This is a genomic window from Aliiroseovarius crassostreae (assembly GCF_025137635.1).
GTDB lineage: Bacteria > Pseudomonadota > Alphaproteobacteria > Rhodobacterales > Rhodobacteraceae > Aliiroseovarius > Aliiroseovarius crassostreae.
The window spans coordinates 651,191-672,946 of sequence record NZ_CP080772.1; the positions used below are offsets into that span (position 1 = coordinate 651,191).

24 protein-coding genes are annotated in these 21,756 nt (G+C 59.6%); 11 read left to right on the forward strand and 13 right to left on the reverse strand.

Features of this window, described 5'->3' with window-relative positions; all coding sequences use genetic code 11:
- Positions 1–29 precede the first annotated feature (29 nt).
- The 5 genes from rpsP to ffh all read right to left on the reverse strand — a co-directional run bounded on the left by rpsP (position 30) and on the right by ffh (position 3,414).
- Complete coding sequence (gene rpsP, locus K3J57_RS03160) at positions 30–395, reverse strand: 30S ribosomal protein S16 (RefSeq protein WP_259772815.1); 366 nt, start codon at positions 393–395, stop codon at positions 30–32.
- Between the two features lie 93 nt (positions 396–488).
- Complete coding sequence (locus tag K3J57_RS03165) at positions 489–785, reverse strand: chorismate mutase (protein ID WP_173485378.1); 297 nt, start codon at positions 783–785, stop codon at positions 489–491.
- Entirely contained in the window at positions 782–1,330 is a 549-nt protein-coding gene (locus K3J57_RS03170) for a GNAT family N-acetyltransferase (RefSeq protein ID WP_259793997.1), read from the reverse strand. The genes K3J57_RS03165 and K3J57_RS03170 overlap by 4 nt, the downstream gene beginning before the upstream one ends.
- Complete coding sequence (locus K3J57_RS03175; RefSeq protein WP_259793998.1) at positions 1,327–1,878, reverse strand: GNAT family N-acetyltransferase; 552 nt, start codon at positions 1,876–1,878, stop codon at positions 1,327–1,329. The genes K3J57_RS03170 and K3J57_RS03175 overlap by 4 nt, the downstream gene beginning before the upstream one ends.
- Before the next feature lie 18 nt (positions 1,879–1,896).
- Positions 1,897–3,414, reverse strand: coding sequence for a signal recognition particle protein (gene ffh / locus K3J57_RS03180; RefSeq protein ID WP_055188646.1), 1,518 nt, complete (start codon positions 3,412–3,414; stop codon positions 1,897–1,899).
- 472 nt (positions 3,415–3,886) lie between these two features.
- Between ffh and K3J57_RS03185 the strand changes: the two genes are divergently transcribed.
- The 5 genes from K3J57_RS03185 (at position 3,887) to K3J57_RS03205 (ending at position 6,630) form a co-directional block, all read left to right on the forward strand.
- Entirely contained in the window at positions 3,887–4,294 is a 408-nt protein-coding gene (locus tag K3J57_RS03185; RefSeq protein WP_259786306.1) for a universal stress protein, read from the forward strand.
- Between the two features lie 90 nt (positions 4,295–4,384).
- Complete coding sequence (locus K3J57_RS16075; protein ID WP_375542822.1) at positions 4,385–4,822, forward strand: TFIIB-type zinc ribbon-containing protein; 438 nt, start codon at positions 4,385–4,387, stop codon at positions 4,820–4,822.
- Positions 4,823–5,102: 280 nt separating this feature from the next.
- Positions 5,103–5,423, forward strand: coding sequence for an antibiotic biosynthesis monooxygenase family protein (locus K3J57_RS03195; protein ID WP_259786307.1), 321 nt, complete (start codon positions 5,103–5,105; stop codon positions 5,421–5,423).
- A gap of 30 nt (positions 5,424–5,453) precedes the next feature.
- Positions 5,454–6,053, forward strand: a complete 600-nt coding sequence (locus tag K3J57_RS03200; RefSeq protein WP_259797057.1) for a rhodanese-like domain-containing protein — start codon at positions 5,454–5,456, stop codon at positions 6,051–6,053.
- 175 nt (positions 6,054–6,228) lie between these two features.
- On the forward strand, positions 6,229–6,630 hold the full coding sequence (locus K3J57_RS03205) for a hypothetical protein (protein WP_259797059.1): 402 nt from the start codon (positions 6,229–6,231) through the stop codon (positions 6,628–6,630).
- A 20-nt stretch (positions 6,631–6,650) separates the two neighbouring features.
- Here K3J57_RS03205 and K3J57_RS03210 read toward each other — a convergent pair whose 3' ends face one another.
- From K3J57_RS03210 to choX, 6 genes are all read right to left on the reverse strand, one after another.
- A complete protein-coding gene (locus K3J57_RS03210) occupies positions 6,651–7,142 on the reverse strand; it encodes a YdcF family protein (RefSeq protein ID WP_259797061.1) in 492 nt (163 codons plus the stop codon).
- 11 nt (positions 7,143–7,153) lie between these two features.
- On the reverse strand, positions 7,154–7,531 hold the full coding sequence (locus K3J57_RS03215; protein ID WP_173485386.1) for a hypothetical protein: 378 nt from the start codon (positions 7,529–7,531) through the stop codon (positions 7,154–7,156).
- Positions 7,532–7,662: 131 nt separating this feature from the next.
- A complete protein-coding gene (choV, locus tag K3J57_RS03220; RefSeq protein WP_259797063.1) occupies positions 7,663–8,703 on the reverse strand; it encodes a choline ABC transporter ATP-binding protein in 1,041 nt (346 codons plus the stop codon).
- A gap of 2 nt (positions 8,704–8,705) precedes the next feature.
- Positions 8,706–9,536, reverse strand: coding sequence for a choline ABC transporter permease subunit (choW, locus tag K3J57_RS03225; protein WP_259794006.1), 831 nt, complete (start codon positions 9,534–9,536; stop codon positions 8,706–8,708).
- Between the two features lie 14 nt (positions 9,537–9,550).
- A complete protein-coding gene (locus K3J57_RS03230) occupies positions 9,551–10,159 on the reverse strand; it encodes a hypothetical protein (RefSeq protein WP_259794007.1) in 609 nt (202 codons plus the stop codon).
- Between the two features lie 77 nt (positions 10,160–10,236).
- Positions 10,237–11,169: a choline ABC transporter substrate-binding protein gene (gene choX / locus K3J57_RS03235; RefSeq protein ID WP_259794009.1), complete on the reverse strand. Its 933-nt coding sequence runs from the start codon at positions 11,167–11,169 to the stop codon at positions 10,237–10,239.
- Positions 11,170–11,371: 202 nt separating this feature from the next.
- Between choX and betI the strand changes: the two genes are divergently transcribed.
- The 5 genes from betI (at position 11,372) to K3J57_RS03260 (ending at position 17,122) form a co-directional block, all read left to right on the forward strand.
- Positions 11,372–11,965, forward strand: a complete 594-nt coding sequence (betI, locus tag K3J57_RS03240; RefSeq protein WP_259786314.1) for a choline-binding transcriptional repressor BetI — start codon at positions 11,372–11,374, stop codon at positions 11,963–11,965.
- A gap of 36 nt (positions 11,966–12,001) precedes the next feature.
- Complete coding sequence (betC, locus tag K3J57_RS03245; protein ID WP_259794010.1) at positions 12,002–13,510, forward strand: choline-sulfatase; 1,509 nt, start codon at positions 12,002–12,004, stop codon at positions 13,508–13,510.
- Between the two features lie 50 nt (positions 13,511–13,560).
- Complete coding sequence (gene betB / locus K3J57_RS03250) at positions 13,561–15,021, forward strand: betaine-aldehyde dehydrogenase (RefSeq protein ID WP_259797064.1); 1,461 nt, start codon at positions 13,561–13,563, stop codon at positions 15,019–15,021.
- A gap of 10 nt (positions 15,022–15,031) precedes the next feature.
- The gene (gene betA, locus K3J57_RS03255) at positions 15,032–16,687 is read left to right on the forward strand and encodes a choline dehydrogenase (RefSeq protein WP_259797066.1); all 1,656 of its coding nucleotides are present in this window, start codon (positions 15,032–15,034) and stop codon (positions 16,685–16,687) included.
- Positions 16,688–16,885: 198 nt separating this feature from the next.
- Positions 16,886–17,122, forward strand: a complete 237-nt coding sequence (locus tag K3J57_RS03260; protein WP_173485395.1) for an HP1242/YdcH family protein — start codon at positions 16,886–16,888, stop codon at positions 17,120–17,122.
- Between the two features lie 119 nt (positions 17,123–17,241).
- On the opposite strand, the gene K3J57_RS03265 is transcribed toward K3J57_RS03260, so the two are convergent.
- Both K3J57_RS03265 and K3J57_RS03270 read right to left on the reverse strand, forming a co-directional pair.
- Complete coding sequence (locus K3J57_RS03265) at positions 17,242–18,657, reverse strand: helix-turn-helix domain-containing protein (RefSeq protein ID WP_259797067.1); 1,416 nt, start codon at positions 18,655–18,657, stop codon at positions 17,242–17,244.
- A 115-nt stretch (positions 18,658–18,772) separates the two neighbouring features.
- The gene (locus K3J57_RS03270; RefSeq protein ID WP_259797068.1) at positions 18,773–20,005 is read right to left on the reverse strand and encodes a multidrug effflux MFS transporter; all 1,233 of its coding nucleotides are present in this window, start codon (positions 20,003–20,005) and stop codon (positions 18,773–18,775) included.
- A gap of 212 nt (positions 20,006–20,217) precedes the next feature.
- Here K3J57_RS03270 and K3J57_RS03275 point away from each other — a divergent pair, with 212 nt between their 5' ends.
- On the forward strand, positions 20,218–21,750 hold the full coding sequence (locus tag K3J57_RS03275) for an acyl-CoA carboxylase subunit beta (RefSeq protein ID WP_259786318.1): 1,533 nt from the start codon (positions 20,218–20,220) through the stop codon (positions 21,748–21,750).
- The last annotated feature ends 6 nt before the right edge of the window (positions 21,751–21,756 follow it).

Sequence of the window (21,756 nt, forward strand, 5' to 3'; positions counted from 1 at the left end):
GTCTGCCCGGTTGCCAGCCCGAAAGAGGATTACTCCTCAGCCGGGGCTTCAGCAGCCTCAGCAGCTTTGGCTGCTTTTTCCTCGGCACGTTCCTGTGCTTTTTTGCCCGGAACGGCTTTTTTCGGGTTGTTGCGCTCTTTCTTGGCCAGAACGCCCGCAGCTTCGAGGAAGCGCGAAACGCGATCCGACGGCTGGGCGCCTTGGTCGAGCCAGTGCTGAACGCGTTCCATGTCCAGTTTCACGCGCTCTTCGCTGTCTTTCGGCAGGAGCGGGTTGTAGGTGCCCAGTTTCTCGATGAAACGGCCATCGCGCGGCATACGCGAGTCAGCGGCCACAACGCGGTAGAAGGGGCGTTTTTTTGAGCCACCACGGGCAAGACGGATTTTCATAGCCATGAGAGTTTTCCTTTTTTCCAGCTATTGAGGGGGTTGGCCGCGGTGCAGCATGGCCCCAATTCGGTGTTCGGTTGTTCCTGCGATCTCAGGGTTTTATTCCTGATGTTTTTTATGATGCCTGATCACTTCATCAATGATGAAGTTCAGGAATTTCTTGGCAAATTCCGGGTCCAGATCGGCGCGGCGGGCAAGGTTTTCAAGCCGCTCAATCTGTGACGCTTCACGGGCCGGATCCGACGGGGGCAGATCATGGGTCGCCTTGAGCTTGCCTACGGCCTGCGTATGCTTGAACCGTTCGCCCAGCGTGTAGACGAGGATCGCGTCCAGCCGGTCGATGCTTTCACGATGCTCTTTCAGCAGCTCGGCTGCGCGGATGGCTGCGTCACTCATGCGCGTGTCTCCTTCATCTCTGCCAGTTCCTGCTTTGAGGGGTGGCGATAGACCAGCTCTGTTCCGTGGGTCGGGCTGTCCCATTCGGCCTCAAGGCGGGCGCCCATGCGTTCGGCCAGCGTGACGGAACGTGCATTGCCGGGAAAAATGTTGGAACACAGCGCGTCCCAGCCCAGCGCGTCATAGGCATGAGCCCGCACCGCTTCGGCGGCCTCACGGGCATAACCCTTGCCTTCTGCCCCTTCGAACATGACCCAGCCCAGCTCGGTCTCGTTCCAGCCTTCAGGGCCCCACAGTCCCACCATGCCAACGGTTTCACCCTCGGCTGTTTCGAGGAACCAGAAGCCAAACCCTTTCAGCGCGAAGTGGCCAATATTGGCAGCAAACCAGCGCCAGGCGCCGGTGCGGTCCAACGGTCCACCAAAGCCCCAGCTGCGCTCCTTCGAGGCAAAGAAGGTGGCCACATGCTCAAAATCAGCTTCAGCCGGTGCGCGCAGGGTCAAGCGGTCTGTGGTCAGGGTGGGGATACCGGATAGGCGTGTCATGCATAGGCCTCCGGATTGCCATCGGTGTCCGGGGCAGGGTGGCGCCAGACGTGATAGGGGTTTGCATCCAGCGGTTCTTCGACCGCAAAGCGCGGCGCGTCCGGATCGATTTCGCAGCCCAGCCGTTTTGCCAGCGCAACCGAACGCAGGTTGTCCTCGTCGATATAGCTGACGCAAGTGTCCCAGCCGAGGGTCTCATATGCCCAGCTGCGGGTCGCAAGTGCCGCCTCGAATGCCAGCCCTTTGCCCTCGATGGAGGGGTCCCAGACCGACCAGCCGATTTCCGCTTCGGGCCAGCCGACCGGCTTCCATGGACCGGCGGACAGCACGGGTTTGCCCGAGGATTTCTCGACGCCCACGAACAGACCGAACCCCAGCAGGGTCCAATGCCCGGCCATATGGCCAAAGGCGCGCCAGGCGTTGCGGTCGCTGTAGGGCCCGCCGATGAAACCGGCACGATCCGACCCCAGGAAGGTGGCGAAAGCCTCCCAGTCGCCCATTTCGGGCTGGCGCAACACAAGGCGCGGGGTTTCGATCGTGACATTCATGACGGGGTCCGCTTTGCCTTATTTCTTCTTGCCAAGGCCCGAGAGGCCACCGGGCAGACCGCCAGGGCCGCCGAGGCCGGGCAGGCCACCGGGCAGTTTGCCCCCCATGGCTTTTGCCGCGGCTTCCAGTGCTTTGGGATCCATTTGCGACGGATCCATGCCCCCCATATCGGGCATGCCGCCGCCTTTTCCGAACATCCCGCCAAGGGCCTGTTTCAGCATCTTGCCTTTGCCCATCTTGCCCATCTTTTTCATGGCGTCGGACATCTGGCGTTGCATTTTCAAAAGTTTGTTCAGGTCGGAAACCTGCATGCCCGCGCCGGCGGCGATGCGTTTCTTGCGGCTTGCCTGCAGGATTTGCGGGTTGGCGCGTTCGCGCTTGGTCATGGATTGGATCAGGGCGATCTGCTGTTTCAGAACCTTGTCATCCATGCCGGCGGCTTCGGCCTGTTTGGCCATCTTGCCCATGCCGGGCATCATCCCCATGATCCCCTGCATGCCACCCATCTTGATCATCTGTTCAAGCTGCGTCTTCAGGTCGTTCATGTTGAACTGACCCTTGGCAAACCGCTTCATCATGCGTTCGGCCTGTTCGGCCTCGATGGTTTCTTGTGCCTTTTCCACAAGGGCCACGATGTCGCCCATGCCCAGGATCCGGCCCGCGATCCGGTCCGGTTCGAAGGTTTCCAGCGCGTCCATCTTTTCGCCAAGGCCGACATATTTGATCGGCTTGCCGGTCACGGCGCGCATCGACAGGGCCGCACCACCGCGCCCGTCACCGTCCATACGGGTCAGAACCACGCCCGAGATGCCGATCTTGTCGTCAAATTCCTGTGCAACCTCGACGGCGACCTGACCGGTCAGACCGTCAACCACCAGAAGGGTTTCGCGCGGAGTGACGATCTTGGAGACTTCCTCGACCTCGCCCATCAGCACGTCGTCGATATGCAAACGTCCGGCCGTGTCGAGCATGTAGACGTCATAACCACCCATCGTCGCCTGTTGCTTGGCGCGCTTGGCGATGTCGGCGGGTTTTTGACCTTTCACGATCGGCAGAGTATCGACGCCAATCTGTGTGCCAAGCACCGCAAGCTGGTCCATTGCGGCGGGGCGATAAACGTCCAGCGAGGCCATCAGCACGCGCTTGCCGTCTTTTTCTTTCAGCCGTTTGGCGAGCTTCGCCGTGGTGGTGGTTTTACCGCCACCTTGTAGACCAACCATCAGGATCGGGGCGGGCGGGCTGTCGATTTTCAGTGCACCGGGTTCCCCTTCGCCGGTCAGCACATCCACCAGCGCGTCATGAACAATCTTCACGACCTGCTGGCCGGGGGTGACCGATTTGGTCACGGCCTGACCGGTGGCGGCCTCTTGCACTTTCTTGATGAAATCACGCGCAACCGGCAGCGAGACGTCGGCCTCAAGCAGGGCCACGCGCACTTCGCGCAGGGCGGTTTTCACGTCTTCCTCAGAGAGGGCACCCTGTTTCGTCAGGCGGTCAAAGACACCGGAGAGGCGATCTGACAGGCTCTCAAACATTTGCGGCTCCTTTCGCCGTTTTTTCTGCCCCAAAGATAGGGGCCGGGGTGCAACAATCCAAGCGGGTTCCCGATAGGCCAACGCGATCTGCCCCTGTGGGCGCGACGCGCTGACAGGGGGCGATCCCGGCATAGGCCAAGGGACCGGAAGTGACACGACTCCCGGGGTTTGAGGAGGATTTAGGGTGTCTTGGGGGCAGAGTCAAGCCAGCAAGCCGTTCTGCAGCCAGGCAGGGGTGGCGACCACAGGGGCGCTGCCCCTCGGACTGCGTCCTTCACCCCGGGATATTTGTGACAAGAAAAAGTGCGATGGTTTGGGTTGGGATCTGGGGCGGGATCTGGGGCAGGGGGCGGACACGGTGGCTGGCCCCGATGGAAGGGGTAAATGTTTGACTTCGATCATGGTGGCGCTCTCATTTCAGGCTTACCGTCGGCTGTGAATGGATATGCGCGCAGGAAAAAGGAGCGCCCTCATGTATAAGAACATCCTCGTCCCGATCGCCCTTGATCATGACCGTGACAGCAATCAGTCGCTGAAGATAGCGAAAGTGCTGGCTGATGAAGGTGCGAAGATCACCGCGCTGCACGTGATGGAGGAAATTCCCTCTTACGTGGCGCAATACCTGCCCGAGGGGCAGATCTCGGACAATGCGCATCAGCTGGAGGACCGGCTGCAGCAGGAACTGGCTGATATGCCTGGGGTGGACGCCAAGGTTGTGTCCGGGCATGCGGGGCACGCGATTGTGGATTATGCCACGCGTCATGACATTGATTGCATCATTGTGGCGTCGCACCGTCCGGGTCTGACTGATTTCCTGCTGGGCTCAACGGCGGCGCGGGTTGTGCGCCATGCGCCCTGCTGTGTGCATGTGTCACGCTGATCCTTTACGAGATCAGTAACTTGGGAAAGGCGGGCCTTGTTGCCCGCTTTTTTCATGCCCATATCCTGTTCAATACAGGAGGAACTGGTGATGAAATGTCCCGTTGATGGCGCTGAATTGAGGATGGCAGAGCGGCAGGGGGTCGAAATCGACTATTGCCCGCAATGTCGTGGTGTGTGGTTGGATCGAGGTGAATTGGACAAGATCATTGAAAAAGCCACGCCTGCGGTGGAGCTGGCTGATCCAGACCCTTATCGCGAGGCCCTCGCGTCCGGCTTGCGTCGGACATCAGAGGATATGCCGGATGATCCGCGCCTTTTGCGCGACCGTGATCCCGACCCGCGGCGGGATTGGGAAGAGGCCGAAGGGGAGCCGCAGTATGATGACGATGGTCGTGGCAAGGCACGCGGTAAAAAACATCGATATGAGAAGCGTGGCTCTGACGACAAACGCGCGGGATACAAGAAATCTTATCGCAAGAAAAAGCGCACATCTTTCCTGAAAGAGCTGTTCGACGTTTTCGACTGATCTGAAAACAAGGGGGGCCTCTGCGTCATTTGCGGCCTCCTGTCAAAAACACCTATTCATATATTTAAAAGGGGGTTAGGCTTTTCTTATGGGTGCCGTGACGTTTTGATCCGTACCCCCGCGGCGGTCAGTGGCGGTCAGGGACGGCCATGGTCCTGCGGCGTGCTGCCCCTTGGTGGTTGTTTCGCGGATCGGTTCCCACCCGTGACAGCCAGTCCCGCGAAAGTCGGGTCCGAGTGAAGTCAGGCCAGGAACAACCAAGAACAACAAGGAGGACACCATGCCCACCATCAGCAAAGCCCCCGATTACCAGACCGTCATTACCACTTTTGAGATGACCCCCGGCACCTGTCAGGACCTTCTGGATGCGCTGACCGATGCCTATGAGAATTTCATTTCGAAACAGCCGGGCTTCATGGGGGCAGGTCTGCATGTGAACGATGCGCAGACGCGGATCGCCAATTATTCGCAATGGAGCCGCCGCGAAGATTTCCAGGCGATGCTGCGCACGCCCGAGATGAGGGAACGCAACCGCAGGATTGCCGAGCTGTGCAAGAGCTTTGAGCCGGTGATGTACGACGTATTTGAAACCTACAACTGACAAGACTTCATAAAACCAACAGGATGAATTATGAGAAAGATCTTTTTTGCCGCTGCCGTTTCGGCCCTGGCCAGTTCGGTTATTGCCGGGCCGGTTCTTGCAGGGGAGGTGAATATCAGGCCCGATATCGCCTCGGTCACCGTGCCCACCACAAGCGGAGATGTGGTGATCGAGCGGGTGCAGGACACCGCCAATGAACTGTCCGGTGAATGGGCGCGCACCTCGCGCGCGTGTCCGAATTTCTGCGTGCAGCCGATGTATCCGGCACCGGGGGTGACGCCGGTGGGGGAGTTGGAAATGCTGGAGTTCTTGCAAGATCCGGAGGTGATTGTGGTCGACAGCCGTGTCGCTGACCACCATGCCACCGGCACCATTCCGGGCGCGATTTCCATTCCGTATAACGAGGCCGCCGACCGGTTGGATGAGCTGGGCTGCGAAGTGGATTTCGACGGGTTCGACTGTGAAGGTGCCAAACCGGTGGCGCTGTTTTGCAACGGGAACTGGTGTGGTCAGTCGCCCACGGCCATCCGCCGCATGATCGAGGCAGGGTATCCGGCCGAACGCATCCATTATTATCGCGGTGGAATGCATGCGTGGCGTATGCTGGGGCTGACTGTTACTGGCGGTTGATTGATGCCGGCGGGTGATTGACCATCTTCAGGCCGGTGGGCTTGGGGGATCCCCCGCTGGCCTCTCTTCGCCAAGTGCGACTGTGGCCACCAAGCCCACAAACGCATATGGTGGCAGGGGATAATTGACCACAGCTGACGCAGGCCGCAAACTGACCCAAACAGGGAGACCTATCATGGCTATTGTGAAATCCGTTGCCCTGCCGATCGTGGCCGCTCTTGCATTGACGGGGGCGGTGATGCCGGCAATGGCAGATGAACTGATTGGTGCCTATCGGGCCTATATCGGCAAGGCGGACCTGACCAATGACAAAGGCGCCCGCCTGAGTGAACCCTGGCAGGTGCTGCGTCAGGATCGTGCCAACTACCACCGGTTTGGCGTCAGTCAGTCGGGCGATGAGTGGGATCCCTTCTTTGGATCAATCGACAATCGCGCAATCATGGAACAGATGGTGAAGAACGGATCCATTGACCCGAAGGCCGCCAGAAATCTGGTGCAGGGAGGGGCCACGGTATATGTGCGCATCTATGGGCGCGGCAGTCTGGGCACCTCGGTGCAGGTGAGTGTCAGCAAGTAAATATGATCTGGCTTTGCCGCTCAGAGGCGTGGGCCGAGGAAAAGATAATACAGCATTGCCGCCGCCTCGCGCAGGCGGCTTTGCAGTCTGAGGGGGATGGGCGTGTGGCGATCCGACGGGCAATCCACCCGGACCCTCACCCCCTGACGTCGTGCCATCAGTCTGGCCCGTGGCGCATGATAGCTGTCTGTGATCAAGGTGATCTCTGCCCCCACCGGGATGAGAGAGCGGGAGAGGGCGATATTCTCCCAGGTGTTGCGGGCCTGATCTTCCAGAATGATTCTCTCCCCTGCAACGCCGGTCTCGCGCAGCAGTTCAGCCATTACGGAGGCTTCGGTGATCCCGGATTGCGGCACACCACCAGAAACCACAATCAGGTCGATCTCTCCGCGATGCCACAGCTGGGCCGCATGGCCTGCACGCCTGCGCAGAGCGCCGGTGGCGCGCCCGTCTGGGGTAAGCTTGGCCCCCAGCACCAAGGCGGTTTTGGGGGCAGCAGGGGGAAGCGACACAGCGTCGACCTTTATTCAGGGAACTGGGCGATGCAGCTTTGTGTGGCGCTCGCCACTTTGGGTCGCTCTTGGGCGATAATCTTTCGCAGTTCGGCCAGCTTGCGCCGCTCTTCTGCAATATCGATGGCGACAGGTGTTTCGATCACCTGGTGATCGTGATCCATGCAGGTATAGGTCGACCCGTCCGGGTTGGTGCAGATTTCCACCGTGGGAACGCGGATGGTCTGGCGGTGGATGGCATAGCCTCGGGCGATATTGCCTTCGATGCGTTTCGCATTGCGTTCTGCCTTGCGCATGGTCGCGGACGCATCTGAAATACAGCGTTGTTGCGGCGTGGCGCAGGCGGTCAGAGCCAACAGGGTGAGACTGATGCAAAAGGGTCGTAACATAAGGGGCCTCCGAAAGATATCTGCACCATAACAGCAAGTAGGGTGGGCAGAAATCCCATAATTCGGAGGCCCGACCAGCCGGGAGAAGAGGGGGTCTCTTGTCCCGGCTGGTATCTTGTTTGGGGCGTGTCTCAGGGGCCGGAGCTGATGCTGCGCGGATCCAAAAGCCCCTCGATTGCCTGGGCGCGCACCACCTCACCGATCAACGCGCCTTCATGCACGACCGAGACGCGGTTTTCCGTGTCGGTCATCATTTCAAGGATCTCACGCACGGGGGTGAATTTGCCCACCTGCATCGGCAGGATTTCGGGGCCCGGCGGCTCCATCACATCGCGGGCGGTCAGAACGCCCAGCGGGTTCATATGGGCGACGAAATCCGCCACATATTCATCCACCGGATTGGTAAAAATCTCGCGCGGGGTGCCGCATTGCACGATGCGCCCCCCCTCCATGATGGCGATCCGGTCGCCCAGTTTGAACGCCTCGTCCAGATCGTGGGACACGAAGATGATGGTGCGCTTGAGCTTGTGTTGCAGCTCGATCAGCTCGTCTTGAAGCCGCGCCCGGATCAGCGGGTCAAGGGCCGAGAAGGGTTCGTCCATCAAAAGGATCGGGGCGTCGGTGGCAAAGGCACGGGCAAGGCCCACGCGTTGCTGCATACCACCTGACAGTTCACCCACTTTGCGTTCGGCCCATTCGGTCAGGTTCACAAGGGCAAGCTGCTCATCCACCTTGGTGTTGCGAGTGGCCAAGGGGACGCCGGCCAGTTCCAGCCCAAGGCCGACATTTTCGCGCACCGTGCGCCAGGGCAGCAGGCCAAACTGCTGGAATACCATGGCGACGTTGTTCTGGCGGATCCGGCGCAGGGTGGCGGCGTCTGCATTGGTCACATCAACCAACCCGTTGCCGTCATTCACCCGCACACAGCCACGCACCACCGGATTGAGGGCATTCACGCCGCGCAGCAGGGTCGACTTGCCGGACCCTGAAAGGCCCATCAACACCAGGATTTCCCCTTCGGCGACAGAGAGAGAGCAGTTATGCACCCCCAGCACCTGGCTGGTTTCCGCCTTCACCTGCCCCCGATCCTTGCCGGCATCCATTGCGGGCAGGGCGGATCGGGGTTTGTCGCCAAAGACGATCGAGACATTATCAAATTCAACAGCGGTCATGATCAGCTCTCCACACGCAGCATACGGTCAAGGGCAATGGCAACCGCAACGATCACCAGCCCGCTTTCGAACCCCAGAGAGGCATTCACGGTATTGAGCGCCCGCACCACCGGAACACCAAGGCCATCCGCGCCCACAAGGGCTGCAATCACCACCATCGACAGCGACAGCATGATGGTCTGGTTGAGACCGGTCATGATCTGCGGAAAGGCCGAGGGCAGCTCGATCTTCCACAGGGTCTGCATCCGGGTGGCGCCAAAGGCCGCGCCCGCCTCGGTCAGGGCCGTGGGCACCTGGCTGACCCCCAGTTGGGTCAGGCGAATGGGGGCGGGGATCACGAAGATGAAGGTTGCGACAAGGCCCGGCACCATGCCGATGCCAAACAGCACGATCATCGGGATCAGGTAAACGAAGGTGGGGATCGTCTGCATCATGTCGAGGATCGGCAGGATCGCCTTGAAAAAGCGAGGCCGGTGCGCGGCATAGATGCCAATCGGCACCCCAACCCCCATGCAGAAGATCACCGCAAAGACGATCAGTGTCAGGCTTTCCGTGGTCTCTTCCCAATAGCCCTGATTGAGCACGTAGAAGAAGCAGAGCACCACCACGGTGACACGGCCCCAGCTGCGTTGCAGATACCAGGTCAGGGCTCCGAACAGGGCGATGATCAGCAGGGCAGGCGGGGCCTGCAGCAGCCAAAGGAAACCGTCGATCCCTTCGCTCAGCACGTCATCAATCGTATCGAACAGCGGGCCGAAGGCATCGGTCAGCCAGTCAAAGGCGTCGGCAATTGTTTTCCCGATGGGAAGCTTTGTGTCGGTGAGCCAGTTCATATTGGTCCCTGTTGCTATTTCACTGTGCTGATGCGGTCGAACTCCACTGACTGAAGTGGCGTGCCGTCGGCATCAAGTTTGATTGCGCCAAGCGAAATGCCCAGCTCGGGGGAATAATGTTGAACGAACGGGTTGGTGCCACGGCCATTCAGGAAATGTTCTGCTTTGACCACCCAGGTTTTATAACGGCATTGACCAATCTTCACGCTGCTTTCTTGGATGAAGGTCAGGGTAAACCGTCCAGTGTTTGTCTGCTTACCGTTCACCAAAAGCGCAAGAGACGTGGTAAGCGGCCCCCTGCGAAGCGCTTTGATCTTGGTAGACAGATCCTGACCATAGGCAAACTCAAAAGTTCCACGGTCATTTTTCAACACTGTAGGCATAAGGGCGTTCAAATAGGTGGTGGTTTTGTTTTCGGTTCTGCCATTTATCGATTGGGTTCGTTTTTCGGTAAATGCGGGGCTGTTCCTCGCTTGCGTAAAGGTCGAGATGAGAAGTGGTGACGAGCGCTCAAGCCGGATGCCTGATTTCAAATCGCGCTTTGACGGGCAGTCCGCTGCAGCGCCCCCTGAAAACGCGATGAGGGCAAATACTGATAGGACTGATAGAATTGTCCGCTTCATTTGGAACTCGTAGGCTTGGGAGAAGGTAAAAGGCGGGCGAACCGATGTCCGCCCCCCCCTCTGAAAGCTGGGTGAAATTACATGCCCAGCGAGGCTTTCACAGCGGCCACTGCATCGCCGCCATCTTTGGTGGTCACACCGTCGAGCCATGCCATGAAGGCATCCGGGTTGGCGGCCAGCCAGGCTTTCGCGGCCTCTGCCGGATCCTGGCCGTCATTCAGGATGGCGCCCATGATCTCATTTTCCATCGCCAGCGAGAAGGACAGGTTTTGCAGAAGCTTACCGGTGTTGGCGCATTCGGTCACGTACCCTGCACGGGTGTTGGTATCGACCACGGCGCCGCCCAGATTGGGACCAAAGAAGTCATCGCCACCGGTCAGGTAGGACATCTCGAAATTGGCGTTCATCGGGTGGGGTTCCCAGCCAAGGAAGACAATCGGCTCGTCTTTCTTGTCCGCGCGGGCCACCTGCGCCAGCATGCCCTGTTCCGAGCTTTCGGCCACTTCAAAACCCTTCAGGCCAAAGGCATCGCCATCAATCATCGACTGGATCAGGCGGTTGCCGTCATTGCCCGGTTCGATGCCGTAAATCTTGCCTTCCAGGGCATCCGCATGCTTGGCGATATCGGCAAAATCCTTGATGCCCAGATCAGCAGCAACCTTGTTGACGGCCAGCGTGTATTTCGCACCTTCCAGATTGGTGCGCACGGTGTCGACGGTGCCCGCTTCGCGGTAGGGGGCGATGTCGGCTTCCATGGTCGGCATCCAGTTGCCGAGGAAGACGTCGATGTCCCCTTTGGCAAGCGAGGTGTAGGTCACCGGCACGGACAGAACCTTGATGTCGGTTTCATAGCCCAGTGCCTCCAGCACAACCGTGGTGGCTGCGGTGGTGGCGGTGATGTCGGTCCAGCCCACGTCAGAGAAGGTGACCTTGCCACAATGACCATCCGCCATGGCGGTGGTCGCGGTGGCCATCAGGGCCAGGGCGGATAGGGTGGATTTCAATTTCATGGTTTGCTCCCGTTGGTTGGTGCGGTTTGAACTTACAGCAAAGAAAGAGGGAAAACGCCGCCTTCTCATATGTTTGCGACACTATCCCAGCCCCTGCTGGTGTCAAACCGACATTCATTGAACATGTTTTTTGTTTTTATTGATTGACGAGTCAATTAAAAAAACGCAAGCCTGTCAAAAGAAATCGAAACAGGATGGTCAGATGCCCAAGGTGGGAATGGAGCCAATTCGCCGCAAAGCCCTTGTAAACGCTACGATTAGTGAGATCGGGCGGAAGGGGTCGCTGGATGTGACGGTCAGTCAGATCGCCAAGCGGGCTGGCATGTCCTCAGCACTCGCGCATCACTATTTCGGTGGAAAAGACCAGATTTTCCTCGCGGCCATGCGGCACATCCTGTCCGTTTACGGTGCGCAGGTGCGGGCGGCCCTGTTGGGGGCGGATACCCCGCGCACGCGGGTCGAGGCGATTGTCCGCGCCAATTTCGAAGCGGGCAACTTCCGCCCCGAAGTGATCGCGGCCTGGCTTAACTTCTATGTGCTCAGCCAATCCTCTGATGGGGCGCGCCGCCTTCTGGCCGTTTACCAGCACCGGCTGCATTCCAATCTTGTCTATGGGTTGCGCCCGCTGGTGAAGGGGGACGCACAGGAGGTTCATGACCTTGCCGACATGATTGCCGCCCAGATCGACGGGCAGTTCATTCGCCATGCCCTGCGCGAAGAAACCCCCAGTGGCAAACGCGCCACCGCCCAGGTTCTGGAATTCATTGATGTGATGTTGAAGGCGCGCGGGCAGTGATCTGCTGAAAAGACCGCCGAACAGGGAGATGCTCAGATGACCAAACCCAATATCCTTATTGTCATGGTGGATCAGTGTAATGGCACGCTTTTCCCCGATGGCCCTGCTGACTGGCTGCATGCGCCGAACCTGAAAAAGCTGGCAGCAAAGTCGGTGCGCTTTCAAAAAAGCTATACCGCCTCGCCGCTTTGTGCACCGGGTCGGGCGAGCTTTATGTCCGGTCAGTTGCCCCGTCGCACCGGGGTTTATGACAATGCTGCCGAGTTTCGTTCGGACATTCCGACCTATGCCCATCACCTGCGTCGCGCGGGCTATTACACCGCGCTGTCCGGCAAGATGCATTTTGTCGGTCCCGATCAGATGCATGGCTTCGAAGAGCGCCTGACCACCGACATCTATCCTGCCGATTTTGGCTGGACCCCGGATTACCGCAAACCCGGCGAGCGGATCGACTGGTGGTATCACAATATGGGCTCTGTCACCGGGGCTGGCGTGGCCGAGATTTCCAACCAGATGGAGTATGATGACGAGGTTGCCTACAATGCCTGCGCCAAGCTTTATGATCTTGCGCGCGGCAATGATGATCGCCCCTGGTGCCTGACCGTCAGCTTCACCCATCCGCATGACCCCTATGTGGCCCGCCGCAAATACTGGGATCTTTACGAGGATTGCGACCATCTTCTGCCCGAGGTGCCCGCCTGGGATTACGAAGATCACGACCCGCACGCAAAGCGGATTTTCGATGCCAATGACTGGCGCAATTTCGATATCACCGAAGAAAATATCCGCCGCTCGCGCCGCGCCTATTTCGCCAATATCTCGTATCTGGACGACAAGCTGGGCGAGATGATGGACATTCTTGAAGCAACCCGTCAGGAGGCAATCATCGTCTTTGTCTCCGATCACGGCGACATGCTGGGGGAGCGGGGGCTGTGGTTCAAGATGAACTTCTATGAAGGGTCAGCCCGCGTGCCGCTGATGATTTCGGCGCCCGGGTTGGAGCCGGGATTGATCGAAACCCCCGTGTCCACGCTTGATGTCACCCCCACGCTGGCCGATCTGGCCGGGGTGTCGTTGGAGGAGGTGATGCCCTGGGTGGATGGCGAAAGCCTGTTGCCGCTGGCAGGAGGCCAGGCCCGCACCAGCCCGGTGGCGATGGAATACGCCGCAGAAGCCTCCTACGCGCCGCTTGTGTCGATCCGCGAAGGGGACTGGAAATATAACCGCTGCGCGCTGGACCCGGATCAGCTTTTCAACCTGTCCGATGACCCGCATGAGCTGACCAATCTGGCCGAAGATCCCGCCCATGCCGAGGTGCTGGCCGGGTTCCGGGCCAAGGCCGATACGCGTTGGGATCTGGCCGCCTATGATAATGAAGTGCGTGAAAGTCAGGCCCGCCGCTGGGTGGTCTATGAGGCGCTTCGCAATGGGGCCTATTTCCCCTGGGATTATCAGCCGCTGCAAAAAGCATCCGAACGCTACATGCGCAACCACATGAACCTCGACACTTTGGAAGAAAGCAAACGTTTCCCGCGCGGCGAATGATCCGCGCACGCCCTTTCTTCTGATCCCAAATACCCCGCCGGAGGCACAAAATGAAAATCGTAACCCAACCGAAAGCCAGCCATTTCATTGGCGGCGAATATGTCGAGGACACCAATGGTGCGCCGATCGACGTGATCTATCCGGCCACCGGCGAAGTGGTGGCGCGGGTGCATTCCGCCACCCATGAAATCGTGGAGCGCGCAATCGCCGCCGCCCGTGCTGCGCAAAAGGAATGGGAAGCGATGTCCGGCACCGAGCGGGGCCGCATCCTGCGTCGGGCCGCTGACATTATCCGGGATCGCAACCACGAATTGTCGATCCTCGAAACCTATGACACCGGCAAACCCTATCAGGAAACATCCGTTGTCGATGCCACGTCCGGGGCCGATGCGCTGGAATATTTCGGCGGTCTGGCCGGATCCCTGACTGGCGAACATATCCAGCTTCCGGGCGGGGATTTTGTCTATACCCGCCGTGAGGCGCTGGGCGTCTGTGTCGGCATCGGCGCGTGGAACTATCCAACCCAGATCGCTTGCTGGAAAGGCGCCCCCGCGCTGGCCTGTGGCAATACAATGGTGTTCAAACCATCAGAAACCACCCCGCTTTGTGCGCTGAAAGTGGCCGAGATCCTGGTCGAGGCCGGCGCGCCCGCCGGTGTCTATAACGTGGTGCAGGGCTATGGCGATGTCGGGGCGGCACTGGTGACCCATGCCGAGGTCGACAAGGTGTCTCTGACCGGATCGGTGCCAACCGGGCGCAAGGTCTATTCCGCCGCCGCCGAGGGCATGAAACATGTCACCATGGAACTGGGCGGCAAGTCGCCAATGATCGTCTTTGACGACGCCAATGTGGATGACGCCGTGTCAGGCGCCATTCTGGGCAACTTCTACTCGACCGGTCAGGTCTGCTCGAACGGCACCCGTGTCTTTGTGCAGAAGGGCATCAAAGAAGCCTTCCTCAACCGCCTTTCGGAACGTCTGGAAAACGCGGTGATCGGCGACCCGCTCGACCCGGAAACGTCGTTCGGGCCGATGGTGTCCGAAGGGCAGCTGAACATCGTGATGAACTATATCGCCAAGGGCAAGGAAGAGGGCGCGCGGCTGACTTATGGCGGCGACCGCATCGAGGGGGACGGGTTCTTCCTGCAGCCCACGGTTTTTGCGGATGTGACCGACGATATGACCATCGCCCGCGAAGAGATCTTTGGCCCGGTCATGGCCGTTCTCGATTTCGAAACCGAAGAAGAGGTCATGGCGCGCGCCAATGACACGGAGTTCGGCCTTGCCGCAGGTGTCTTTACCCAGGACATCACCCGTGCGCATCGCGTGGTGGCCGGGTTCGAGGCGGGCACCTGCTTCATCAACTCCTACAATGATGCGCCGGTCGAGGCGCCGTTTGGCGGGTCAAAAATGTCCGGCGTGGGGCGTGAAAACTCCAAGGCCGCAATCAACCACTATTCCGAGCTCAAAACCGTCTATGTGCGGATGAGCCAGATTGAAGCGCCGTTCTAAGGATCTGAATATGCAAGCAGAATACGTGATCATCGGGGCGGGGAGCGCAGGCTGTGCCATGGCTTATCGCTTGTCCGAGGCTGGCAAAAAGGTCATCGTGATCGAACATGGGGGGACGGATGCCGGCCCGTTCATCCAGATGCCTGCGGCGCTTTCCTATCCGATGAACATGAAGACCTATGACTGGGGGTTTCAGACCGAACCCGAACCGCATCTGGGCGGGCGCACGCTTGTCACCCCGCGCGGCAAGGTGATCGGTGGCTCCAGCTCGATCAACGGCATGGTCTACGTGCGTGGCCACGCCCGGGATTTTGATCACTGGGCCGAACAGGGGGCGGATGGCTGGTCCTACGCCGACGTGCTGCCTTATTTCAAACGCCAGGAAACATGGCATTCTGGCGGTCATGGCGGGGATGAGGATTGGCGCGGCAAGGAGGGACCTTTGCATGTCACCCGCGGCCCGCGCCGCAACCCGTTGTTTCACGCCTTTGTCGAGGCCGGGAAGCAGGCAGGATACCCGGTCACCGGGGATTATAACGGCCAGCAGCAAGAAGGCTTTGGCCCGATGGAGCAAACCGTCTGGCAGGGCCGCCGCTGGTCCGCCGCCAACGCCTATCTGCGCCCGGCGCAAAAGACCGGCAATTGTGAGGTGGTGCGCGCCTTCGCCCGCAAGGTGGTGATCGAAGACGGCCGCGCCACCGGGGTTGAGGTTGAACGCGGCGGCAAGATCGACGTGATCAAGGCGCAGGCCGAGGTGATCATTGCCGCAAGTTCGATCAACTCGCCCAAACTCCTGATGCTCTCGGGAATTGGTCCGGCGGCGCATCTGAGAGAGCACGGGATCGAGGTTGCCGCAGATCGCGCGGGGGTCGGGCAGAACCTGCAGGACCACCTTGAGGTCTATATGCAATATGCCTCAAAACAACCGATCACGCTTTACCGCTACTGGAACCTGTTCTGGAAAGGGGTGCTGGGCGCGCAGTGGCTGTTCACCAAAAAAGGGCTGGGGGCATCGAACCAGTTTGAAAGTGCGGCGTTCATTCGCTCGCGCGCGGGCGTGGAATACCCGGATATCCAGTATCACTTCCTGCCCATCGCCGTGCGCTATGACGGTCAGGCCGCCGCCGAAGGGCATGGTTTCCAGGCCCATGTCGGCCCGATGCGGTCGCCGTCCCGCGGGGAAATCACCCTGAAATCGGCAGATCCGAAAGAGGCGCCGCGGATTTTCTTCAACTACATGTCCACCGACCAGGACTGGGAAGATTTCCGCACCTGCCTGCGGCTCACGCGTGAGATCTTCTCGCAAGCCGCGTTTGAACCTTTTGTGAAACACGAAATCCAGCCGGGTGTGAATTACCAGTCGGATGATGAGCTGGATGACTTCATCCGCGAACATGCCGAAAGCGCCTACCACCCCTGTGGCACCTGCCGTATGGGCCGCGCGGATGATCCAACAGCCGTGGTTGACCCGGAAATGCGGGTGATCGGTGTGGAGGGGCTGCGCCTTGCGGACAGCTCGGTTTTCCCGCGGATCACCAATGGCAACCTCAATGCCCCGTCGATCATGGTCGGAGAGAAAGCCTCGGACCATATTCTGGGTCGCCAATTGCCGCGCGCCAACGAAGGGCCATGGATCAATCCAAACTGGGAAACCAGCCAGCGGTAAAGACAATCGGGGCGGCTTTGACAGGCCGCCCCTTCTTCTTGGTGCAAATACTCAGGGGGGGCGCCTCGCGTCAGGCAGCGCCCCTTTCCCCGTCACATTCGAAACCCGACATAAATCCTCGCATTTTGATCCGCGTCAAAGCCCCGACTCGGCGACAGTTGCACTCTCAGGACGAACAAAGCGAGAGGAGAGCCGCGAATGTCCAACACCCCCCACGAACTGCACGAAGAGTTCCCGGAATACGCCGAAAAACTGCAGGGTCTGAAACAATCAGACGCTCATTTTGCCAAGCTGACCGATGAATACCATGAGGTGAACCGCGCGGTGCACCGTGCAGAAACCAACGTGGAGCCGACCGACCAATTCACCGAAGAAGGCATGCGCAAGAAACGCGCCGCCCTGAAGGACGAGATCTACCGCCTGTTGAGCGCGTAATCCGTATCACAAATTTCCCCTTGCCCCGTCACTTTGTTGGCGGGGTCTTTTTTTTTGGGGGGGGAGGGGCTTGCGGGGCGTCACTGCAGACGGTCTCCGTGGTTCAACTCGGCAGATCGTCAACGGTCGATCTCATAGGGCAGCACACCGCGCGCATAGGGATCTATGCGCAGTTTGCGTTCCAGTGGGGGCACCGAACGCTGATGGCAATGGGCGCGCTCGCAAATCCGGCAGCTGACACCAATTGGTTCGAACGCCGCGTCATTCGATATGTCCATGTCATCGGTATAGACCAACGCCCCCGCGTGTTTCACTTCACAGCCCAGGCCGATGGCATAGCGGCGCACCGGCGCGGAAAACGTGCCGCCGGATTTGGTCACGTTGCGCGCAAGGCAGAAATATTTCACCCCATCGGGCGTCTGGGCAAGCTGCCTCAGAAAACGTCCTGGCGTTTCAAAGGCCTGATGCACGTTCCACAGCGGGCAGGCGCCGCCGAACCGGGCAAATTGCAACCGCGTGGCCGAGTGGCGCTTGGTGATCGTGCCAGCCTGATCGACACGAACGAAAAAGAACGGCACACCTTTGGATCCGGGGCGCTGCAAGGTCGAAAGCCGGTGGGCAACCTGCTCAATCGAGGCCCCGAACCGGTCTGCCAGACGTTCCAGGTCATGGCGGGTGTCGTGGGCGGCGGCCAGGAAATCCCGATAGGGCAGGAGGGCCGCCCCGGCAAAGTAATTGGCCAGACCCAGCTTGGCGACGGCGCGCGCCTCCTCGGTCTGGAACCGGGCAAAGTCCAGCGTGGCCTCCAAAAGGGCGTCCTGCGTGATCAGGGCCACCTGCATCAGCAGCTGGAATTCCTGTGTTGCGCGTGGCGGACGGGTGGACAGGGTCAGCACCTTGTGTTCTGGGTCGTAATGGCGGGTGATCTGGCTGTCTTCGTGCCGGATGGTAATACTGCGTTCGGTCAGGGTGCTCTCAGCAAGGGTCGAATTGCTGAGGCCGCGATTTATCGCATTCGTGGCGAAATGTTCGGCGGCCCGGTCCACGGCGTCGATGTAATTGTCGCAATAGTGAAAGAAGTCGCGCACCTCATCCCAGGGCGAGGCCTGCGCGGTGCGGGATTCGCTGACGGTTGCGTCGCCGATATTCTCGTCCATTGCCGCAAGGCGTTCATGCCCCATGCGATAGGCGCGATGCAGTTCCAGAAGGGCGTGGGCCAGCGCCGGTGCGTTTGAGGCCGCCAGCCGAAGATCCGCAAGGGGGGGCATGTCGGAAAAGACCGGGTCGGCAAAGGCTTCGCGCATATCGCTGACCAGGCGCTCAGCGTCCCCCGTTGACAGCTCTGCCACGTCGAAGCCGAATTCCTGTGCAAGCGCCAGAACCACCCCGGTTGAGACCGGACGGTTGTTGTTTTCCATCTGGTTGAGATAAGGCAGGCTGACCCCAAGCTTTTCGGCAAACACTTTCTGCGTCAGCCCAAGCCGTGACCGGATTTCGCGCAGTTTCACACCGGCATAGAGTTTCTGGGTGGCCATGATCTGTCCTCACAATTCCGGATGGCCTGCGGGGGTTTGCAAATCCATCTGGATCTATGCGTAGCATTTGCAAAGAGGTGCCGTCAAAACTGTTTTGACGTGTCAGCTCGCGGCGTCACCGCAGTCCCAGATGCCTCTCACGGGACAAAACCGCCAGCATCGACAGGACCGCAAGGGCCGAGGACAGGAACATCAACAGCAAAAGGGGCATCGCGTCGTCGCCGTCCCCAAGAACGAGGCCGGACAGGGCCGAGATTGCCGCGCCGCCCGTCATCATCAACGTGCCGCCCAGCCCGGCCGCGCTGCCCGCCAGTTCCGTGCGCACCCCCATCATGCCCGCGCTGGTTGAGGGCAGGGTCATCCCGTTGCCAATGCCCACTAGGATCATAAAGCCGAAGAACACGTATTCATTGCCAAACCCGAGGGCGAACACTCCGATCGGGGTCGCCATACCCGTTGCGGTGACCAGACAGCCCCCCAGGATCATGCGTGTCATGCCCATGCGCACGGAATACCGTCCCGACAGGAAATTGCCGATCAGATAGCCCGCAGCCGGGGTGCCGAAGAAAAGACCCAGGCGTGCGGGGTCCATTCCGTAAATCTCGCTGCCCACATAGGGCGCGCCGCCGAGATAGGCAAAGAACGCGCCTGAGGTGAAGGTGGCGGTCAGGCAATAGCCCCAGAACCGGGGGGAGCCAAGCAGGGCGGGATAGGCGCGAAACTGTGCGCCAAAGCCTGCAAACTGGCGGCTGGAGGTTTCCCCCATGTCGCGCCAGATCAACAAAAGCGCCAGCAGACCCGTCAGGCTTTGCAGCCAGAAATTTGCCTTCCAGCCATAAAGTTGATCAAGAAAACCGCCCAGGGTCGGGGCCAGCATCGGCACCAGGGACATGCCCATGGTCACATATCCGATCATGGAGGCCGCCCGATCGCCTGGCACCATGTCGCGGATGGCCGCGCGAGAGACAACCATCCCGACCGCAACCGTGGCCTGCATCATGCGAAAGCAAAGAAAGGTCTCGATTGTCGGGGACATCACGCAGCCCAGTGTGGCGAGGATATAGGCCGCAAATCCCCAGAAAATGACCGGTCGGCGGCCAAAGCGATCCGACAGCGGACCAACCACGATCTGCAACGTGCCATTCACGAACAGGTAGAGTGCTACGGAAAGCTGCACGAGGTGGTAGTCCGCCCGGAAATAGGCGGCCATCCCCGGCAGGGAAGGCAGGAACACGTTCATCGACACCGCCGCCATGGCCGCAACAAAAGTCAGCGTAAACAGGCTGGGCGGGGTGGCAGGGTTCAGGAATTCTGATCGCGGAAGAACTGGGTTGTCTGGCAAAGTCATATCGTATCGCTAAAAGCGGGCGGTTGAAACGTCCAGTCCCTTTTCCTGCGCGACGGCTGTGCGGTAGGGCACAGGTGGGGAAAGTGCGAGATGAATTTGCAGTTATGCAATTTGCAAATTCATCCTTGCAATTACTTTGCAAATTCGCGTGTTTTTCCTTTTGTGAAACGGTTTTCCAGTCTAGCCTGCCTGCAAATCAAGGAGTGCGCCAGATGAAAGATATCCTCGAGGAACTGGAAAACCGCCGTGAGAAAGCCCGTCTTGGGGGCGGTCAACGCCGGATCGACAGCCAACATGCGCGGGGCAAACTGACCGCCCGCGAACGGATCGAGCTTTTGCTCGATGAGGGCTCGTTCGAAGAGTTCGACATGTTCAAGACCCACCGCTGTGTCGAGTTCGGCATGGAAGCGGATAAGCCCGCAGGTGACGGTGTTGTCACCGGCTGGGGCACCATCAACGGTCGTCAGGTCTATGTGTTCTCGCAGGACTTCACCGTGTTTGGCGGCTCGCTGTCGGAAACCCACGCACAGAAGATCTGCAAGATCCAGGATATGGCCGTGCAGAACGGCGCGCCCATCATCGGGCTGAACGATTCGGGTGGTGCGCGTATTCAGGAAGGCGTCGACAGCCTTGCCGGTTATGCGGAAGTGTTCCAACGCAACATCATGGCCTCGGGCGTGGTGCCGCAGATCTCGGTGATCATGGGGCCGTGCGCCGGTGGGGCCGTGTATTCGCCCGCCATGACCGATTTCATCTTCATGGTGAAAGACACCTCTTACATGTTTGTCACCGGTCCCGATGTTGTGAAAACCGTGACCAACGAGGTTGTGACCGCTGAGGAACTGGGCGGGGCATCGACCCATACCAAGAAATCGAGCGTGGCAGATGGCGCGTTTGAAAACGACGTCGAGGCGCTGACCGAAGTGCGTCGTCTGGTCGATTTCCTGCCGCTCAACAACCGCGAAAAGGCGCCGGTGCGCCCGTTCTTTGACGATCCTGCCCGGATCGACGAAAGCCTCGATACGCTGGTGCCGGACAACCCGAACACGCCCTACGACATGAAAGAGCTGATCACCAAGCTCGCGGATGAGGGCGATTTCTACGAGATCCAGGAAGATTACGCCAAAAACATCATCACCGGTTTCGTGCGCCTCGAAGGCCAGACCGTGGGTGTTGTGGCAAACCAGCCGATGGTGCTGGCTGGCTGTCTCGACATTGACAGCTCGCGCAAGGCGGCCCGTTTCGTGCGCTTCTGCGACGCGTTCGAAATTCCGATCCTGACGCTGGTCGACGTGCCGGGCTTCCTGCCGGGGACCTCGCAGGAATATGGCGGTGTGATCAAACACGGTGCTAAACTGCTCTTTGCCTATGGCGAGGCGACCGTTCCGAAAGTGACCGTGATCACCCGCAAGGCCTATGGCGGCGCCTATGACGTGATGGCGTCCAAGCACCTGCGCGGCGATTTCAACTACGCCTGGCCGAAGGCCGAGATCGCGGTGATGGGCGCCAAGGGCGCGACCGAGATCCTGTATCGTTCCGAACTGGGCGACGCCGATAAGATCGCGCAGCGCACCGCGGATTACGAAGAGCGTTTCGCCAACCCGTTTGTGGCCGCGGAACGTGGCTTTATCGACGAGGTGATCCAACCGCGATCGACCCGCAAACGTGTGGCCCGTGCCTTTGCCGCCCTGCGTGGCAAGAAACTCCAGAACCCCTGGAAAAAACACGACAATATCCCGCTGTAAGGGCAG

Bases quoted from the DNA above. Each gene is read 5' to 3' on its own strand.
- rpsP (WP_259772815.1), bottom strand. From the start codon at position 395: ATGGCTATGAAAATCCGTCTTGCCCGTGGTGGCTCAAAAAAACGCCCC.
- K3J57_RS03165 (WP_173485378.1), bottom strand. From the start codon at position 785: ATGAGTGACGCAGCCATCCGCGCAGCCGAGCTGCTGAAAGAGCATCGT.
- K3J57_RS03170 (WP_259793997.1), bottom strand. From the start codon at position 1,330: ATGACACGCCTATCCGGTATCCCCACCCTGACCACAGACCGCTTGACC.
- K3J57_RS03175 (WP_259793998.1), bottom strand. From the start codon at position 1,878: ATGAATGTCACGATCGAAACCCCGCGCCTTGTGTTGCGCCAGCCCGAA.
- ffh (WP_055188646.1), bottom strand. From the start codon at position 3,414: ATGTTTGAGAGCCTGTCAGATCGCCTCTCCGGTGTCTTTGACCGCCTG.
- K3J57_RS03185 (WP_259786306.1), top strand. From the start codon at position 3,887: ATGTATAAGAACATCCTCGTCCCGATCGCCCTTGATCATGACCGTGAC.
- K3J57_RS16075 (WP_375542822.1), top strand. From the start codon at position 4,385: ATGAAATGTCCCGTTGATGGCGCTGAATTGAGGATGGCAGAGCGGCAG.
- K3J57_RS03195 (WP_259786307.1), top strand. From the start codon at position 5,103: ATGCCCACCATCAGCAAAGCCCCCGATTACCAGACCGTCATTACCACT.
- K3J57_RS03200 (WP_259797057.1), top strand. From the start codon at position 5,454: ATGAGAAAGATCTTTTTTGCCGCTGCCGTTTCGGCCCTGGCCAGTTCG.
- K3J57_RS03205 (WP_259797059.1), top strand. From the start codon at position 6,229: ATGGCTATTGTGAAATCCGTTGCCCTGCCGATCGTGGCCGCTCTTGCA.
- K3J57_RS03215 (WP_173485386.1), bottom strand. From the start codon at position 7,531: ATGTTACGACCCTTTTGCATCAGTCTCACCCTGTTGGCTCTGACCGCC.
- choV (WP_259797063.1), bottom strand. From the start codon at position 8,703: ATGACCGCTGTTGAATTTGATAATGTCTCGATCGTCTTTGGCGACAAA.
- choW (WP_259794006.1), bottom strand. From the start codon at position 9,536: ATGAACTGGCTCACCGACACAAAGCTTCCCATCGGGAAAACAATTGCC.
- K3J57_RS03230 (WP_259794007.1), bottom strand. From the start codon at position 10,159: ATGAAGCGGACAATTCTATCAGTCCTATCAGTATTTGCCCTCATCGCG.
- choX (WP_259794009.1), bottom strand. From the start codon at position 11,169: ATGAAATTGAAATCCACCCTATCCGCCCTGGCCCTGATGGCCACCGCG.
- betI (WP_259786314.1), top strand. From the start codon at position 11,372: ATGCCCAAGGTGGGAATGGAGCCAATTCGCCGCAAAGCCCTTGTAAAC.
- betC (WP_259794010.1), top strand. From the start codon at position 12,002: ATGACCAAACCCAATATCCTTATTGTCATGGTGGATCAGTGTAATGGC.
- betB (WP_259797064.1), top strand. From the start codon at position 13,561: ATGAAAATCGTAACCCAACCGAAAGCCAGCCATTTCATTGGCGGCGAA.
- betA (WP_259797066.1), top strand. From the start codon at position 15,032: ATGCAAGCAGAATACGTGATCATCGGGGCGGGGAGCGCAGGCTGTGCC.
- K3J57_RS03260 (WP_173485395.1), top strand. From the start codon at position 16,886: ATGTCCAACACCCCCCACGAACTGCACGAAGAGTTCCCGGAATACGCC.
- K3J57_RS03265 (WP_259797067.1), bottom strand. From the start codon at position 18,657: ATGGCCACCCAGAAACTCTATGCCGGTGTGAAACTGCGCGAAATCCGG.
- K3J57_RS03270 (WP_259797068.1), bottom strand. From the start codon at position 20,005: ATGACTTTGCCAGACAACCCAGTTCTTCCGCGATCAGAATTCCTGAAC.
- K3J57_RS03275 (WP_259786318.1), top strand. From the start codon at position 20,218: ATGAAAGATATCCTCGAGGAACTGGAAAACCGCCGTGAGAAAGCCCGT.